The organism is Paenibacillus terrae (genome assembly GCF_000943545.1).
Lineage (GTDB): Bacteria > Bacillota > Bacilli > Paenibacillales > Paenibacillaceae > Paenibacillus > Paenibacillus terrae_A.
Genome location: NZ_JTHP01000079.1, coordinates 1 through 18,532, shown reverse-complemented (window position 1 = coordinate 18,532; position 18,532 = coordinate 1). Strand labels below are relative to the sequence as shown.

At 38.5% G+C, this 18,532-nt stretch carries 14 protein-coding genes and 1 pseudogene; all 15 read right to left on the bottom strand.

The annotated features are described in order from the left end of the window. Window positions 1-40: 40 nt before the first annotated feature. The 15 genes and pseudogenes from ltrA to QD47_RS25730 all read right to left on the bottom strand — a co-directional run bounded on the left by ltrA (window position 41) and on the right by QD47_RS25730 (window position 18,068). Window positions 41-1,834 carry a group II intron reverse transcriptase/maturase gene (ltrA, locus tag QD47_RS25800; RefSeq protein ID WP_044648798.1) on the bottom strand — a complete coding sequence of 598 codons (1,794 nt, stop codon included), beginning with the start codon at window positions 1,832-1,834 and terminating at the stop codon, window positions 41-43. A gap of 700 nt (window positions 1,835-2,534) precedes the next feature. Next, a pseudogene (locus QD47_RS25795) lies at window positions 2,535-4,946 on the bottom strand (DUF5704 domain-containing protein); the annotation flags it as partial. Window positions 4,947-4,950: 4 nt separating this feature from the next. Then, entirely contained in the window at window positions 4,951-5,889 is a 939-nt protein-coding gene (locus QD47_RS25790) for a stalk domain-containing protein (RefSeq protein ID WP_412178001.1), read from the bottom strand. A 267-nt stretch (window positions 5,890-6,156) separates the two neighbouring features. Beyond that, on the bottom strand, window positions 6,157-7,131 hold the full coding sequence (locus QD47_RS25785; protein ID WP_044648791.1) for a hypothetical protein: 975 nt from the start codon (window positions 7,129-7,131) through the stop codon (window positions 6,157-6,159). After that, window positions 7,118-7,672, bottom strand: coding sequence for a hypothetical protein (locus tag QD47_RS25780; RefSeq protein ID WP_044648790.1), 555 nt, complete (start codon window positions 7,670-7,672; stop codon window positions 7,118-7,120). Before QD47_RS25780 ends, QD47_RS25785 begins: the two co-directional genes overlap by 14 nt. A 16-nt stretch (window positions 7,673-7,688) precedes the next feature. After that, a complete protein-coding gene (locus QD47_RS25775; RefSeq protein ID WP_044648789.1) occupies window positions 7,689-8,072 on the bottom strand; it encodes a hypothetical protein in 384 nt (127 codons plus the stop codon). 70 nt (window positions 8,073-8,142) lie between these two features. Beyond that, window positions 8,143-8,559: a hypothetical protein gene (locus tag QD47_RS25770; RefSeq protein WP_044648788.1), complete on the bottom strand. Its 417-nt coding sequence runs from the start codon at window positions 8,557-8,559 to the stop codon at window positions 8,143-8,145. Between the two features lie 97 nt (window positions 8,560-8,656). After that, complete coding sequence (locus QD47_RS25765; RefSeq protein WP_044648787.1) at window positions 8,657-10,732, bottom strand: hypothetical protein; 2,076 nt, start codon at window positions 10,730-10,732, stop codon at window positions 8,657-8,659. Next, window positions 10,729-12,594 carry a P-loop NTPase family protein gene (locus QD47_RS25760; RefSeq protein WP_052646944.1) on the bottom strand — a complete coding sequence of 622 codons (1,866 nt, stop codon included), beginning with the start codon at window positions 12,592-12,594 and terminating at the stop codon, window positions 10,729-10,731. Before QD47_RS25760 ends, QD47_RS25765 begins: the two co-directional genes overlap by 4 nt. Further along, window positions 12,594-13,427: a hypothetical protein gene (locus tag QD47_RS25755; RefSeq protein ID WP_044648786.1), complete on the bottom strand. Its 834-nt coding sequence runs from the start codon at window positions 13,425-13,427 to the stop codon at window positions 12,594-12,596. The genes QD47_RS25760 and QD47_RS25755 overlap by 1 nt, the downstream gene beginning before the upstream one ends. Further along, window positions 13,428-14,156 carry a hypothetical protein gene (locus tag QD47_RS30250; RefSeq protein WP_052646936.1) on the bottom strand — a complete coding sequence of 243 codons (729 nt, stop codon included), beginning with the start codon at window positions 14,154-14,156 and terminating at the stop codon, window positions 13,428-13,430. A gap of 13 nt (window positions 14,157-14,169) precedes the next feature. Beyond that, complete coding sequence (locus QD47_RS25745) at window positions 14,170-15,267, bottom strand: SAF domain-containing protein (protein ID WP_052646933.1); 1,098 nt, start codon at window positions 15,265-15,267, stop codon at window positions 14,170-14,172. A gap of 166 nt (window positions 15,268-15,433) precedes the next feature. Continuing rightward, window positions 15,434-16,870, bottom strand: a complete 1,437-nt coding sequence (locus QD47_RS30245) for a P-loop NTPase family protein (RefSeq protein WP_052646931.1) — start codon at window positions 16,868-16,870, stop codon at window positions 15,434-15,436. A gap of 15 nt (window positions 16,871-16,885) precedes the next feature. After that, window positions 16,886-17,098: a helix-turn-helix domain-containing protein gene (locus tag QD47_RS25735; RefSeq protein ID WP_044648785.1), complete on the bottom strand. Its 213-nt coding sequence runs from the start codon at window positions 17,096-17,098 to the stop codon at window positions 16,886-16,888. Between the two features lie 175 nt (window positions 17,099-17,273). After that, complete coding sequence (locus tag QD47_RS25730) at window positions 17,274-18,068, bottom strand: translation initiation factor IF-2 (RefSeq protein WP_235332364.1); 795 nt, start codon at window positions 18,066-18,068, stop codon at window positions 17,274-17,276. Between the last annotated feature and the right edge of the window lie 464 nt (window positions 18,069-18,532).

Sequence of the window (18,532 nt, the reverse complement as noted above, 5' to 3'; positions counted from 1 at the left end):
GCTTTCACCGCACACGGCGTTCCACCTTATAGAATAAAAGTTAAATCATCTCGAGTTTACAAGCTTTGCGATAGAGATTAAGTTTATCGACCATAGGGTCGGTAAGTTGTAGGATGCTTTTATAATGCTCAATCGTTTTGGTTTCTGTGGCGTGAACCAACCTATGAACGTCCTTGTGAATAATCCGGAGATTGTTATAGTTGTCCGTACCGCCTAAAGATAGAGGCTTATAATGATGACAATGAACCTCTTCTGACTGTAGGAATAAACCAGTAATTTCACATAAGCCTTGAACCCTTGAGTATCGTGAGAGTCTATTATCAGAATACTCAAGCGTTCTATCCCAAACATCCGATCGGACTAATTTTGATAGCTCTAATTGGACATTGTATTTGAGATTTGCGTGAATATTTACTCTAGCTTCAGCACAGTAAGGGGTCAACTCCTGGCTGAAGTTCAGTGGTTTACTCTTGGAAACATCCGGCAAGGGGAAAAGTAGCGTTCCTGCAACCTCCCAAGTTTTATTATTATTTTTGTAAAACTTGGAGTAAGTAGGTGGAGGACGGCTTGGTCTTCCATACTTGCTAATGGATTTAAGACGATTGAACATAAACCGGTTCTTGCAAAAGGCAATTTCCTGAAAGTCCATGCTTACATGTGATGCCAATTTGAAATAGTTGTGTAAGCCAAGGACGAAACTGTTCCAATTTGAGATCGTTTTAGGAATGGGAGACAGCTTAATTTCAGTGATCAGTTTGTTTATTCGTTTCTTGATCTGGTCCTTCTTTTTGTCTGAAACGAAACTATGAGCTACATGCTTTTTGCCTTTAGGAACGGCCTTAATCTTGAAGCCCAAGAAATTAGATGACTTCTTGCGCAAATTTATGACCATTGATTTCTCTGGAGAGATATCTAGTTTTAGTCGTTCTTTAAGGTATTGTTTGACTGCATGGTACCATTTATAGGCATCTTGTGGGGTTCTGGAAAAGATTTTAAAATCATCAGCATACCTTACGATAAAGCCCTCTTTGAGTTTTGTCTTCTTCAGGGCCGCATATTTATTTCTTTGTGTGTAAGGGTGTTTGGTTTTGAAATTTTCCCATTGCCCTGCGACCCAGTGATCCAAGTCGTTGAGTACTACGTTGGATAATAAAGGAGAGAGAATTCCACCTTGTGGTGTACCTTTACATGGTATTCCTTCCTTCTCAATGGGCGCCTTCAGCATTTTCCCTATAATGGCAAGTACTCTCCGGTCTTTAATCCCTATATTCCAAAGTTGTTTAAGAAGCAGTGTGTGGTTTACGTTATCAAAGAAGCCTTTTATATCAACATCAACGACAAAGTGAAGTTGGGCGTTGTTAATTAATGTGTCGCACCTTGACTTTGCATGATGCGTGCTTCTTAGAGGTCTGAAACCATAACTATGCTTGTAAAATTTTGCTTCACAGATAGGCTCTAGAATTTGCTTAACCATTTGTTGTATCAATCTGTCAAGCATACTTGGAATGCCTAGCGGCCGTTTATCTCCGTTAGGTTTTGGGATGAAGACCCGTCTGACTAGTTTCGGTTTATAGTGATCAAGTGATGTACGAATTGTATTGATGAATTCATTCTTGCTGTAGCTTTTGAAATCATCAATGTTAAATTGATCAGTGCCTTGAGTCTTTGATCCTTTGTTGCCTTTAATCATTCGGTAGGCTAGGATTATATTTTTCTCAGAAATAATCAATTCGTATAGCCTGTTGAATGAGCAACCTTCTTTACTTTTCTGGTAAAGAGCATCAAAGGTGGATTGCATCCCGTAGTATTCAGCATATCGCAAATATGTGATGATTGTGGACAACTCCTTAAAGTTGTTTCCCACATTCTTACCAGACCGATCATCTGCAACTTGAGTAATCTACAATTAGAATTATAAGGCTTGGGGCTATCCCTCCGGAATGTTTCCATTCTTTCATAGGTACTGTGCCCCTACTCTCACAAGAGTAAATCATGTTGCCATGAACCATTCCCTTGATAGAGGTTTAACAACGGTTTGTTGTATAAATGTCCCTTGCTTTCCACGTTCCGATTATTCTAGCTATCCATGCGCGCTTTAGGTGGCAACTATGAGCCTGTAAACATTATACCCTCTTAGTTAGGTATCCCGAATTTCATAACTACAAATCTTACTTTTCGGTGGTTTACGCTGCTATTGCAGCACAACCCTTTCGGATTGTTCTACCTCTAGACCCGTACATTCGTCGCTTAGTCAGTTACTTTTGTAACATTCTCACCATGACGCGCTTTTCAGCACCCCGACCTATCTCCGACCATATTACTCTAAGAGAAATTTAGGTCTGATTCAGCCGACTTCACCTAGCTTCAAACCAAGACAAGCTATCTCTTGTTTTTGCTTGTAGGAGTATTAGGCAGGAAGTTTAAGCTCAACATGAAGGCTGTCATTCCTTCCTTCGAATAATCAGTTGTTGCTCCCTGTTGGGAAACCCACTCTTTTCATGCTATTAAGCACTTATAGAGTAACGTGTCGCACTGTAATGATAGCCTGTTTTGATTGCAATATTCTTGTATCCCTCGTTCGTATGACTGCCCGGGCGAATCGGCAGAAGGAACGGGAACTGATTACCACGCAGCGCACCGTCGATGCCGTTTGGTCCAACCCAGTACAGCGCACCGGTATGTTGGGAGCTGCCTTTCTTCGTCCGGAAGACTTGTTCCCAGTCGTAGTCACCGATATCCGTAATCCGAAAATCGTACAGCCGTCCAATCACTTGGACTGGTATGGTATTGATGGCGACATGGTTAGCCAAATCGAAGTTAGCCATCTTTTCCCACGTAAAATCCTTAGGAGCATTTTCCGCTATAGACCGGAAATGCACGGTATAATCACCCTCATCCACCCATACCGGCATATTGAACGTAGTGTCTTCCTGATTAACGGGAATATCAATCCAACTGCCCGCCGGGATGTATTTTTTCTTGTCCTGATTGAACACCGGAAACTCAAACATGACTTGCTTGTACGCGGTATACTTGGCATAATCCCGGTTTCCGTAACCTAAGATATCCCGGTGTTGTCCCTTAGTTGGAATGGTCACGGTAAACGGACGATCCAGAATCAGTGCGGCCCTGCCAGCAGTCGGGTACACTTTTTGATTATGCGGTTTGTCGTCTGTGATGCTCGGGTACATGACGACAGGGGTATGAACGGTTACTGTATTGATACCAGCAATAGGAAGCGCCTTGTCCTCGGCCTCTTCTGAGCTACCCGGTATGACGTTGTAATTAATTGTGCCGCTGCTTGGCGTATTCGCCTTGTTGACCTTGAACATTTCAATGACATGACCGGGACTGTATAGCACATCTTGCCCGATCTTCTCGGGAGCCAGGATTTTTCCAGGCGTTGGTCCCTCTTTCTTAACGCGTTTATGATCCATAATGGTCTTGCCGTCAAAGTTGACGGTGTCGTTTTCCACTTCCACATCCGGAGTTCGCTCCTGAGCAACAGGCTCTAACTCTCGTTCCTCATTGGGTACCTTCGGCATGGATTTACCGCCATAAATGTACTTGGAGCCTCCGTCGATGATGCCCGGCGCTGGCCCCGGGTAATACTTGCCGTTGGTCGCGGATTCTACCGCAGGCGGCGTGTAGTTGCGCGTTGGAATCGTGATGCCACCACCCGGCAGCGCATAGTTACGAAGCTGCGCGTTTTTGATACCGTATACTTCCAGATTATCAATCGTCCAGTAAGAGTACGGCTTCACGATCTCATATTTGTAATACTCCACAATGGTCATATGGCGTGTGTCATTGATATCTTCCCATTCTAGCTCATACGTACGCTTGAGTTTTACGTTATACGCACATTCTCCCTTGAGCTGCTGGAACGTATTCTTGAACAGATAGTTTCGGGCAATGACGTTACTGTACAGGCTTTCCGAGGTCGGTATGCCCTTGGCAACGTCAAAGCGGTGTTCTTCCCGCTGGTCGGCTTTAATTACTGCGGAAACCATCGGATCTAGGTATTTGTCTGATTGACTACCTGCCGAGGTAGGCCGGGTACATTTGACCCCTGTAGGCGGCTCTTCCTCTGGCTTCAGTTCTTTGTAGTACAAATTGACGGTGTATTGCTCGAACTTGCCGTCATACGTCAATGACTTAAGCTGGCCGGGTGTAATGTTGCCGCTCGGCGGCTCGGCTTTAGAACTTTTCTTGTAGCCTACGTATTCATAGTTTGGGTTGCTGCCAGGTGTGAAGTCGTAGGTTTGTCCGACCTTCAGGTCTTCGCTGCGCGGTGGGAATATCGCATCCAGCGGCTTCTCTGCGTCGGTAAAATGCTTCACGGTCAGGCCTCCATCCAGTTCGATCTTGAACAAGATCGGCTGGAAGATACGCCAGGCTTCTACCTCCTTCGCACAGTTTGGACAGCTCTCGTATTTGATATTACGTGCCTGAAGCTCAGCATTTAGCTTCATGTTTACGGTAATCGGAATGATCGTGGTGTCCGTCCCAATCCCTTGCTTCTGAAAAGGTCGAATATCCTTTTCCTCTGTGCCTTTACTCATAGCATCCGAATAGTCTTGATACAGGTCAGAACGTGATTTAGTGAAGTATTCTCTATTATCACTAGCTGTGTAAAGTCGAGCCGTTACATTCTTGATCTTGCGACCCGGGAACTGAAACTTATAGGTGAAGGTTGCTTCCCCATGCATTCCCTTTCCCGGCTGTTTACCGTCATCTGTGACCCATTTCCCAGCGGTGTTTTTCCACATGTCAAAGTACATCATACCCACAAAATAGCGGTCATTCTTGTCCGCATAGTAGGACAATGGCGTAATTTCTGTTTCCGCAGCGGCCTTGTTCGTAAGAAAAGAAAAAGGTGGGAGCTGCAACAGTAGCAGTACCCCCACCAGCAATACGGCCAGAATTCGTTGTGTCTTCTTCATTGGCTTAATTACCTTTCCATAGGTTGACCATCATCGGTATATAGCCATCACCTTGCAAACGAAATCCAATGTACTCAATGTCTTGCAGTTTGAATGATTTATAATTTTTGACACCTTGAAAGAGTTCATCTCCAGACGAATAAATGGGGTAATAGATCATTTTTGTACCGTCTCCGTTATCTTTCATCAAGTCGTCCGTTGGGTATCGAAAACGAGCATCATTGTTCTTAGTCAAAAAGAAAATGGGTCCTGCCGTAGATTTTGTTTTTACTCTCATACGAAGGTAAGGTGTTCCATTAGGACTAGTATACGGTTCCACTGAATAAATATCTCTTAGTAGCTTAATAGGTAGGTCAGACTGTTTAAAAATCAACACTTTGTCATAAGGCTTGCCAGTTTCATCTTTCAAAAGAGCCGGTATAGTACCAATGGTTTTTTTGTAAGGTTCAATGCTTACCTGCTGCCCTTTAGTCTCCAACGAAGCAATCTCCTTTTTGCCGATCCACACCCATCGGCTGACCTTATCCCATTCCACCGTTTGGCCCAAACCTTCGCTGACCAGGCGCAGAGGAACAAAAGTCCGGTTCTGCTTCAGAATGATCTTCGTTTCATACGTTTTCGTTTGGCCGTCCACGGTGGCCGAATTCTGGCCGACCGTCATTGCCACGCTATGTGCATCGTTTTTGATCGACACGGCCAGCTTGCCGCCGGTTTTTTCCCAGCCGACTTTCGCGCCCAAGGCTTCTGAAACAAAACGAATCGGTACCATGACATAATCATTGTCGTCCTGGAATGGCTGCGCGTCCGGAAATTGAATCGTTTTGGCATCCAGCAAGACCTTGATCGGCTTTGCATTCTCGCTTTTAGCTGCCTGGATAGGTACAACTGTACCCACAAGAAGTAATGATACTGCCGAAATCGAAAGAATCATTTTTTTAATCATAATAACACTCTCCTAAAATAGTATGACAAAACTCCGGGTCCCTCTTTACTTTAAAGGTAGTCGGTATAGCTTCTTAATTAAGCTTAATAATCTCCAAATTAATTGATTTATGAGATTTAGAGCCTCTAACATTTTCTTGATAGGTTGTCCCCTGATAAAGAACTGTTACAACTATCTGAAGCGCTTAAGATTTAGAAGAAATACTTAACTATCACCGGCTTCCATTATATCCCTCCCTAAAATGAAAATACAATTTCAAAATACTTTTTATTTCTTACCAGGAAAGTAGCCTGCTAGAGCTGCTTCATATTCACTAGAAAATTTCTCTACTATAACTCCACTGTAATGATCACTTTCCCTAAAATAAACTTTTATACCGTCACGTAAATACCCATAAATAACAGCTTGCTTAACCAAGCGGCTACCACCAAGTGCATAATTGTTATAAAAATTCAATCCAACTGGAACACCTTGAATGAAGGAGAGGATTCCAACATCATTAACAGTATTATTCCACTCTTCTTGGTCTACACGTGGCAACGTAAACCTATACGTAATCCCTAAATTTCTTGCATACACATTATAGGCATTAATGTAGTGCTCTAAATTTTTTTGAACAACATTAATAATAGTTGTTCTCCGTACTTGATCAAATAACTCCGGGTCGTTTAATAGAGAAATTTTATGATTTACTTGGGAAGCAACGTCCTCCCGTTTTCCTTCAAACCATTGCTTCTGCTGCGCATCATATGCATAAACGTAATCATCTAAGGTGAACGAAAGGCTATTCCCTTGGTTGTCCGCATACGAAAAAGGCATTTTGGACTTCCAAACCTGTCGGTTCTCTTTTTCTCCCTCTTTATTAATAAAGGTGTCATTCGTGTAAATCCATAACCCGTCATAATCAACAATAGCAAGTACAGGTATGTATCTTTTTAGAACCCCCTGTGCTATTTCATCGTCACGAATGTCCACATTATTGAATAACGTTTCATAGAAAGCTTCAACAGCTCGTTCTTTGTTTGCCCTGATCTTCTTGGCTGAATCATAACGAGTCTCCATGTTCTGGTTTTCATTGAGTCGCAATGAAAAAGCTGCATCTTGAACCGCTGTTCGGAGAGCACCATCATAAAGAATCATTTTCTCCTGTGTCCGCTCCTGCTCAATACCACGCCAATAATTTTTAAAAAAGATTGGGGAAACTATAATAACAAACACGAGTGCCCAATTAATAATTTTCATTGTTTACAATCCCTCCATACGGGATATCAATGCGAGTTGGGTCCACCGAATTCCCGTTGGTTAGGAAATCGGATAGAAGCTTAGCCTTTGTTGTATTCGTATTTCTCACGGTAACCGTAAAAAAGTCACCTTCTTTGAGATAGTATTTTCGACTGGGGTCAAAATCTGAAACACCGTTATCTGGGAACAACGTATATAGAATTGTTTGTTGGTAAACCGCATCATAGTATACTTCAGCAGCTCCAGTAAACGTGGCTTCATCAGTTGGGTCTTTATAAATTGGATTATAGCGTTTCGCCTTATGTTCCATCTGAATATCAAACAGGTTATTGGTCGCACCCAGTTCTCTCGTAAAATCGCTATACATCATCGGAGATATATAACCTTTATTCCGAACAGAGTCTACAAAATTGGTCACTGCATTGTAAGATAAGTTATAAGCCATCTGGTCTTGCTGTTCGTAAGTAGACTGAAGCGGGAAAAAAAATAGGAGCAAAACAGCTATAACGGATGCAAATGGGATCGATAAATACTTGACCATGTTTAGCCCCTTTCTTTTACACCCTTCTAAAAATTAGTTTTTGAAGAATTCCATTACTATCTCGTTCGTATTCAGTATGGTACATATCATTAACACTAATCATTGAAACGTCAGTATAGTCCATATTTAGATTCTTATCGTATAAAAGTCCATCGACTTGGATATCAGCATTAATCTCGGCAATATGAAATATGGACTGGACAACGGATGCTCCATCAACTGTTTCTGATCCCTCTATTAAGGGTGTCTCAATAAGATTTCGATCTCTGCCGCTTATTGTAGAATCCGCTTCGACCAAACTTTGATGAGTAGTCTCAAATAAGTATGAGCCTGAAATAAGTGCTGTAAGAAAGAGAAAAAACAAAGCGGAAAACTCAACCATACTCGCAGCATTTTTCATTTTTTTGCTCCAATCTTAAATTCGTTATGCTTCCCTCTATTCAATGAAAAAGAGAAGCATAACAAATGACTTATTGTTGAGTAAATGTAAGTCCTGTTACAACATTATTTGCATCACGTACCACTTCACCTTTGAATTGACCGGATGGATTTACGTACTCATTTGATGTGATTGATTGTGTATTCCCTATATTTCCTTTGGTATAACTCGTTCCACCGCTATTTTTTTTCGTTTTTATATCAATTTTAAATTCCTCTTTATTACCAAACCTACGAATAGAGCTAACGACCTGACTACCTGTTAAAATGGTGTTTTCATAGCCAACAAAGGCTTGTCCTGTCAGTTCTGTTTGAATCCCTGCAAATTCAGTTTGTGCCTGTTTTGTACCTTCTTGAGCGGACCCAAACAACATAACGACTATAGTGATGAGTGCAATAGTTAAAAATAGTCCTGCTGCTACCTTCAGAGCCGAGGCTGCGTTATTCATTTAATTCATTTCTCCTTCAATAATTTTTTAAGATGTTGATGTGTACCATATATCGTTTTAACTAATCTATCTGTAACAATGAACTACCATAGTCATTTCACCCCCCTGAAATATTCCTAATTTGCTGAAATGACTCGCCTGCTTGAATAATACTCAGGTAGATCATAGGTGCGACCAGATAAATAAAAACAAGGTAAGCTCCGGGAGCAAAACCGAGTGTTCTCCCCCAATTAGCCTTCATTTCGATGACACGGTTGAAATGTTCTTTCCTTTTTTCAGAATAATATTCCTTCGTCAATTCAAGGTCATCGAATGCTTCTAAAAGTGGTATTTTTGAAGCTGCAAGCTTTAATTTTTGAACTATTCTGGCGAATGGTTCAAATGAAACATCCTCTTCTAATTGTTCTAGTGAGTGCTCCTGACCACCACTGTAGTCATTCAAGCAATTTTTAATTGGATCTTTGAATATAATGCTATAGCGTTCCATCCACTCAAGGATGGTCTCCACATCCATCCGTTTAAAGTTAGCCAAAATAGAAATAATGGTATGAAATTGATCGACTTCTTCTTGCATTTCCATATACCGCACTCTCTTTTGAAAATGGAGTAACCCCACTGGGAAATAGTAAGCTAAGTAGCATAATACAATACTGATCAGTAACTCATACCACTTGAAAAACTCATTTTGAATAATCATGAACTTTTGATAAATCCGATTCGCTGTTATGATCGTTGCTGGATCATTTTTGCTCATTGAAGTTAAAACACTTACAGTAGTAATCAAGGATTCCGGAGTAACTTTGCTATTCCTATCCAAGGTTTCAATTACAGAACGATCAAAATTTGTATTACGGATCTCTTGAGCTTGTTCTTTTGGACCCAATTTTCCGAGCATACCATTTCCCTGTACAGGAACATAGAGTGTATTATGGATGGTTATACTGTGCATCTGGAATGCAATGAGAATGGTACACAAAAAAACAATTACGCTTAAAACAATTCGTTGGATATAAAGCCACTCAATTGTTAAATACGAGTTGGCGTCTTTAATGAGCATTGACAATTTAAAATGAAGTCCTTTATTTGAATCAGGTGCTAATCGATCAACTAACCATCGTATCGGAAAAACCTTGTTATATAAGAATTTTTCCCACATAATTCGATCCGATTTTTCCACATAACGAGCTTCATCATTATTTAGCAATTTCTTAATCAAGGCGTAACAAATTAGTACAACTCCAAAGAATATAACCTTTATAAAAAAACCAATTTTACTGTCATAAAAATCATTCATGATCGGAAAATAATTCTTGGCCCATATTTCAATGGGTCTGATAAAGAGAGAAGATAAAACCGCTATGGTTGATAATCCTTTGAGTAAATAGTTCAATTTTTCTCTTCTCAGAATTTCATAATTCACATCTTGAACCAACTTAGCCAATGAGTTTAGGTACATAGATGATTTGTTGACAATTTGATCCCCAAACTCAAACACTAAATAAGAAAAGCCAGTAAATAGTTTAAAAAACTTATTAGGAGCGACCTCATAGTAAGTATCGAGCGCCTTTTCCTGATTCTCTCCAGTTAAGATTTCATAAATTCTCTCTCCATGTTGTGCTGCTTCATGAGGAGCAGTTTGACTCGATTCATATAACGCTTCCTCAACATTTTTTGTGCGTTGATAATGGTGTCTACAGTCTTCAAATAGTATGATGGACTGTTTAAGAAGTCTGTCCTCCACTCTATTTACAAAGGTATCTATCATCATCCCATTTACAACCACAGCCCCAAACAGAACAAAAAATATAGTGAACAAATCCCGACTAATAAAAGAGGCTAATAGAACTATAATGGCTGTAGATCCTAGAGTAACAAAGGTAATCTTCATCGTATTGCTTCTAATTGCATACTCGTCAAATGTCTCAAGAACTTCTAGTCGTTTTCTTATTTTCCATATATATTTTCTTAGAAATGGGGTACGTTGAAATTGTATATAGCCCTTTTGATACCAAAGATTTAGGCTGTTTTGAAGTGCTTTTTTTCCGAAATGCTTTTTGAATAGTTCTTCCTTGTTTTTCCCATCAGCATTTCTTACAAAGGCCGATAAGAAAAAGACAGCTAGAACTAGCAGGAACATTGTTAGTGAAACACCAAGAATAATCCAACCAATCATGATGCCACCGGCCAGAAGGTTGCCAACATTTCCTCAAATGCAGCACAGTCTTTTTTGGTCATTTGTTTCAACATTTCTTTCTTTTGTCGTTCCGTAATCGAGTTCTTAGCCACATACCCCTCATCCTCAAATACGATAATATCGCGCTCCTCATAAGCTCGTTTATCAGTCATCCGCTTATAGAATTCGATCTTTGCTTTCTCCGGATCTTCAGGATAAGGATTTTCCTGATAAAGAAGGGGCACACATTCTGTAATACGCTCAATATATCTTCTCCCTTCCGGATCTTTAAATAAGTGAACATCAAAGTTAAGAATATTGACAACTTGCTGTTCTGCGATGAATTCATTCTGGAACAAACCTGTTTTTAGAGCTGAATTCCGTAAAGAAGATATTAAGTCCTTAAATGTCTTTGGATGGTGTGAAAATACTGTACATTTGCTAGCCACTGTACCTGCCTGAATAATCCATGTAACTTGCTCATCGCTTGCCGCTTCACCTATGATGTTCACCGCACCATCCGTTTTCTTTTGTACATCCATGCCTTGTTGACCAGAAATCTCTGCTGTTTCTTTCGTGGTGACAATATTTCGCCTCGGAAACAATTTCCTTAAATGAAGTTCAAACGCCATTTCCATAATTCGTAAAGCCAGAGTAGCTGCATAGAATTTAATGCATGCCATTATAAATGTGGATTTTCCTGAACCCTGCTCTCCTGTAACGGCTATAGTCCGTGTGGATTTCATCAAAAAAGGGATAAATCTTAATGGTAAGACCGTATTTTTAAATGTGTATCCTCTACCTTTCGGATTCAAAAAGTTTTCTAAATCAGCAAAAGTTAAATCAAATTTACGATTAAAAAATACCCATGTTTCCGCGAATGGAGGTCTCATGACAACAATGCGAGAGTTGTCCTTCATATCGTTTATGATATAACCGTTTTGTTCCGTCAGTTGACCTGGGCTATTATATTTATAAATAGATTGGCAGATCCTCTTTATTTCTCTTTCGCTTCCAAAAGATAGAAATGATAAATGCATGGTTTTACCACGATACATAATCCATACTGAATGCAACACATCTTCTTTAGAACCTCTTCGCATGGCCTCTAACAGTTTTTGTTCATCCTCTATGTCCTGCATAGAAGAAGGTAGCCCAGATACCCCACCAGATACCCCATCTATAAGCATATTTCTGATTTCATCAATAACCCCGAAGCCCTTGTACTCCTGGTAAATTCGTTGAACGATTACTTGCATTTTATCTTCAAAGGACAGTTTACTGGCTTTCTCTTGATAGATATCAAGTATCTCTTCTTCAGTAATGATGTAGGATTCTGTTTGACCATCTTCGATGACATTTTTCAGCTCATCTAACCGATACTCCTCTATCATTTGCGGCAAGGCTTTATATTTGTGTTTTTTCTTATATATCTGCATAAGAATTTCAAATTTATCCTGTACAGTTAGTTTTTCAGGTTCGTCGAATGGTAGAACGTAATTGACGTTCTGTTCATCCATTCCGTACCCCTTCATGAGGAGATCATGGATCAAATCTTTGACGTACATTTTGTCATAGAGATCACCACTATTACAGCCTTTTAAGGCAGCTTTCAATTCTACTCTCATATTTTTCTGACGTTCAAAATCAGCTCTATCCAGAGCATTATCATAAAGGTTTCTTCCAGTCATTTCATTAAATTGAATCTTGATGTATTTCGTCATAGCTTTTATATTAAATTTTTCTGAGTCTAGGTTTGTTTTTACCTTTGGTACAGAGATAGGATTTCGTAACTTGTAGATCAAAAAAGCAAGGAGTACTAGCAAAATCATGCCTATTGCTATTCCATTCCAAAAGAGCATTAAGATACCCCTCTTTCAATTCTCTTGATTTCCGTATTCACTCCGATTTGAATGAGCAAATCTTTCGAGATTTTTCGTACTTCTTGAAAAAAGTTATAACTTGGGTGACGCTTGCCTGCATTTCTTGCTCGGCGGAACCAATTTAGCACATCCTTATCATTAAAAGCGTCCCTGAATTCTGAGGAATACGGCAGACCGTAAATCGGATCATTTATCTTATAATTCCTTTTGATATTAGCCACATTATATTTGGAGTATTTATCATACTGACCGAGTAAAATAATTTTAGTCTTGTTCTGGAGTTCATCAGGCCATTCTTTTTGTTCCACATAATTTTCAATAACAGAAGTATCCTGACTTAATGTAACAACAACTATATCTGCATCTTTAATTAGTTGATGACTTACAATGTCTTTTCCTCCACTATGAATATCTAATATAACAGCCTGATAATAGCGATCCGCTTCGTCAAATATTGCCCCAGCTATGGAAGGATAACTTTCATGTGCCTCAGCCTTTTTAGTACCCATTAATAAATCCAGTCTTCCAGTTTCAAGAGAAATAGTATGGTCACATATACTATCAACGCTAAGGCGTTTACTTTTAAATAGCCTCTCCAAGTTGTCCATTCCACTTGTTGTCGTATTGACGAGATTACGGAACTGAAGCTCCTTAGCCTTCATAAATGCACTTTCTAAATTAGATCGACGGAAATGAGTTTGAGTAATTAACGTTCTGATATCGTAATCTTGTCCAATCATTGTTCCAATCGCGACTGCATTGGATGTGTTTCCACGACCTTGGTCAGGGCTCCAGAATACAATTTTAGCCATTTACTTTCCCTTCTCAGCTGCCTTAAAAGCTGCTTTTAGTGTATTACTATCCTCTGTTGTTACCGTTCTAATAAGGCCATACAATGTCTTTTTGGCTTGACGGGACAAAGGTTTTAGATAAATTCGATTTTCAAACTGATTATTAACTTTAGTTGCATAATTCACTTCATCATAATAAAATTCAAACTCTCTCTCTTCAACAAACTGAATTCTTAAATGCGAAAGAACAGAATTTAAATAATCCTCTTTTACATGCGTATCTACAAAAGGATACTGAACCCTGGCAAAAGGAATTTCATCATTCCCTTTTACATAAGACTCCAGGATCTCAACGTTTCTTTCTATTGTGAACCGCTCACAGTTTGTAATCAGAACATGCTGATGAATCTCTTTCCATGGTGCGTTCGGAACTTCGGATAAGAATTCTTCCGTATCCGTGTCTAGAAGAATATATTCGTAGGAATCTAAATGTTCTTTTTTTGTCTTGAAGTAATGCTGCAATACTTCATGGATTCCCTTATTTTGCGCTCCAAATCCTGTTGCAACATCAAATCCATCATATTCAGTGATTAAATTACCTTTAGTTATGTGAGGAATAGAATATCGGTATTTTTGCTGATTCGTAGCATCTACAATTAACACTCGTTTTCCTGCTGTAGCTAATACTTTGCTGATATAAAATAGCAAATCCGTTTTATCGGTAGCTCCTATAAACAGAATATGTTGCATAAATGCACCCCCATTAAGGTTTTACAGTAGTTTGAGGCGTTTCCCCATAAATCTTACTGTCAAGTTGTGTATCCGTCTCTACTGGTACCGGCTGCGTTACAGGCTGTGGATTAGTAACACTATTATCAACCGTATGTGATAAAGACTGCGTTTGAGACTCAGGGCTTTCACTATTAGCTTCGCTCATTGGAATAGCATCCTTAACAGGTGGTTGACTTGAAGTATAACCGCTACTACTACTGGTATCTGTCGAATTACTAGATGTTCCAATTCCAGCACCTGTGTTGTATTTGGCTCGTTCTTCCTCAGTCATGGATCTTAAATTCATTTCCAACACTGTACGTTTGCGTGACTCCAATTGCTCTGTGGCACGTTCAACAATGTTGGGATCAGATTTGATTAATTTATTTACAGCATCTTTTGGAGGGTACGTTACAATCGCCTCTTTTTGCATATAAGGATCAACATAGCTGAGTGAATATATCGTCGCATCGTTTATATACGCATCTACAATGGCACTGGACATTAACAAGATGTCCTGTTCAGTCATTTGGAAAGTTATTATGTTCCCAGCTAAATCACTAACTTTCTTTTTAGCAAGTACGATATAATCCTCGCCTGTAGGGAACTTAATCCGTACATCAACAAATTGTTTTGAGTCTAACTTGCTTGGTAATTTAATTAGCTTAAACTCTTGGTTTCTTAGATCAGCGACTGTAACACCTTTTTCAAACAACATAGATTCGGTTATGGGTGTGTTTTGTGGCAAGTCAATCTTGGTGTACTTACCGACTATGTTTTCTTTCTTCATGATGTTGGCTGGAACAGATGCACTAGGCACATCAATAGTTTTAATATCCGATTCCGCTAAAACATCACCGGCTTTAACCCCGTTTTTTCTAATTACAACTGGTACCTTTTTCATCTCTTGTTGTAGAATCTTTTGTGCATCCTGTAATTGTTGCATTTCTTCAACACGATCATTTCTATTTGCATCCTGAATATTTCTTACTATTAAAATAAAAATAAACAGGGAAATAAGTAACATGATTACTGCTCCGACAATACCAGCGATCATGAGTTGTTTATGTCGTAAACGTACCTTTGACATGTTTTGTCTCCTTTTATTGATTATAATTTTTTCATTTTATTCAATTAACTTAAGTTAAATTAAGTTAATTGAATAAATAAATTTGCTGATGTGATCTTTAGAAAACCTCGATCCCCCTATAACAGAATTTATTTGTGCTTTTTCATATACTAAATTGTTAGTAGCCTTAACTTTTCAATAGTAGTATTAAGATCAATAAAACTATTAAAAAAACAGAACCTCCTATAATTAGCTTTATTAATGGCTTAACTTTTTTTATATTTGTTAACACTTTTGCAGTACTTAAGATATTTTCAATAGTCTCATCTGTTTCAATATCTTCATCAAAAGGATCAGGTTGGTATGGTAGTTTAAATACATTGCCAATTTTCAAATTGTTTTTCACATCTGCTATGACTTGACTATCTGTCAAAGGTAGAACGATGTTCCATCTCTTTTGCTGCTCATATTCATTTGTAATAGAAAGGAACCTTTCAAGATGTCTCTGTTTCCACTCAATCCCACTACCTACCACAATCTGAATATCAGCTCTAAGAAATTCTTCAAAGAATTTTGTAGTATCATAGAACCCTAGATCTAAGATTATATATGTGTACTCTGATGATAAAAGGCTTATTAAGTCCAGTTCATATTGATCTGATTTGAAATAATTAACACCATCGATTTTGAAATTTTTTGTTCCTACTGCAATACCATCGCTTTTTATACCTTCATGTGCCAATTCAATATACTTGAAATCAGAGCTTTCATTGCATTCTACCAAAGCTACACTATTACCCTGGCGTGCCAAAAAACTTGCCATTGCTACAGAAACGTGTGTTACTCCCACACCTGAGTAAACTCCGGTTATACCTATGACAACTGATCCTATTATCCGGTCTTTAACTACAATTTTTTCTTTGATACTCGGAAATGGAATTCTATAGTCTTCCATTTCATCATCTATAATCAGCTCTCTTTCAGGTCGTTTTTTCTCCTCTTTCGATTTCACATTATTTTGGCTTTCAGATAGTGTTTTTTGAACATCGGTTCTCGGTACCGATTCTTCTATTTGCCTCTCAATTTTAGGTGCCGGGTAAACTCGTTCACTTTTTAAAGTAAGTTCGCTAGCGCCTCTATCAATTTTTCTCCATAAAATATCCTTGTTGTACTCTCTATATTTAGAAACCTCAGCGAATTCTTTGGGAAATTCAAAACTCCTAATAAGCTCCCTTACATCTATCGAATTATTTGCAGAGGCTTTGACAAATATATTGTAGATTCCAATCCCTACTAGTTCCGCGAGAAACGGATGCCCTTCACTTTCGTTTGATAGAACGGCGAATTTAATCTCGCTGTGTTTGGAACGAATAGTTAAAAGACAATCAGACAAAAATTCTAGTCTCTTATCATTCATCTTGTATGATAAATCTGTTGTAATAATGAGCGCGTAAATGGGCTCATCATTGATGTAGCTCATTTCAATTGCTTCAATTAAATGCTCGGCCATAACGACAATGTCACTTACTTTGTATTCGTGTTGTTCTACAAATTTTTTCAGCTTCGCTGCAAATTCTGTATTTTGAGAGCCAATAATCACTCTTCGTGGTTCGTTACTTACCACCGTGTCTTAACCTCCCTACTCCCAAAGAGACTGTCCAAAGATTTCATTTATTGCTTGTTTGATCTCGGTACCTGGTTCTTCTCTGTTTTTTTCATAACGAGAAATCATAACTTGATATACACGAAGGTCTGGATTCTTCTCTTTAATCGCTTCTACTAATTTTTCTTGTGTCCAGCCCTTTCTCATCCTTAATAGCTTTAATTTTTCAGCAGGTTTATCAATAACCATAGCGACACCTCCTATCGCATTTTTTTACAACAAAAAAGCACGCCAACCAACCCTAATTTAGGGTTTAGTCAGCGTGCTTCGCTATTGACATCTCTATATGGTTTTTATTTATACACTCTCTTCACAAAAACTATCCTAGTATATTCTAAATGAGGTGTCAAACGCTCTAACCTGCTTATTCTTTAAACTTCTTCTCCATTCGTTCCGGAAGATGTTTATCTACATAATCATTAATGAACTGCACCTTTTTAGCAGTGTCTTCTCTTTTAAGAATAAACCCAATTTTGGCTGGATCTTTGGCCCATTCTTCTTCAGCCTCTCTTTTAAGCTCATTCTTTAGTCGCATTTCTGTAATGTGGATATCCACTTGGTAATTTCTTATCAATAGTTCAGCTTCTTTTTGTCTCTCCTTCTCTCTCTCCTCCTCTGCTTTTGCCTTTTCTGCTGCTTCCTTGGCCCGTTCAGCTTCCTCTTGTTTTCTCACCTCAGGATCAGGCAGCGCAAGTCTTGTTCTATTCTCAAATTCTTGTAATAGCTCTTCTTTATATTGACGCATCTCTTCTTTCATCAGTTCAATTCGGTCATCAAACTCGTCATTCACTTTTTCAATAAATCGATCTATGGTAACTAGTTCACTGCTGTTTGAAGTCTGCTGATTTATATCATAGTAATTGAGTTTTCCTTCAAATTGTTTTTGGACCGCTTTTGCCATGAATTCTGCAGATAAATTTTTACCATAGAGCTCTTTTTGCTGATGCCAAAATATAACTATATCGATTTCGAGTTGGAATAGCACTCTCTCTCTTTTATGTTCTGTACGTGACAATGTGTGGACTTTATACTTTTCAAGCGCATTGAACCATGTCCTTAATGTTACAACAGGGATATTTAATCCTTTTTCTTGTTTTAAGTATTCTGAAGCCTTGCCTAGTGTCCAATACGGTTCTTCTATAGTAGACAATTCCCCCACTCCTTTCAGCCAAGAATCCATTATATAATTATAATCTCCAAGCAAAATATAAGCTATATATAACCTACGCATAAGCTTTATATTTATGTAGTAACACAAAAAATATAGAATATATCCATTGTATTTTTTCGTTACATATTACTCTCTAATTATATCAACCCCTGATGGTATGACAAACAAATCTTTTTATAGAGATCAAAACTAAGGTTTAATAATCTGATTAATATAATACCATCTATATAGTCTATATAAACAATAGAGACTATATAAAGCAAATGTGTAGATTCAAAAAAGAAAGATGAATTTAATTAAAGAATATATTTCTTCTACTATATAAAACCAAAAATAAATATAGAATATAAATAAAATCTACACCTATAAATACATTCTATAATATAACTTATGATATAGAATACATTAACAATTGGTCGTTAATGTAGAATATACTTTTCTAGTCGTCGTGT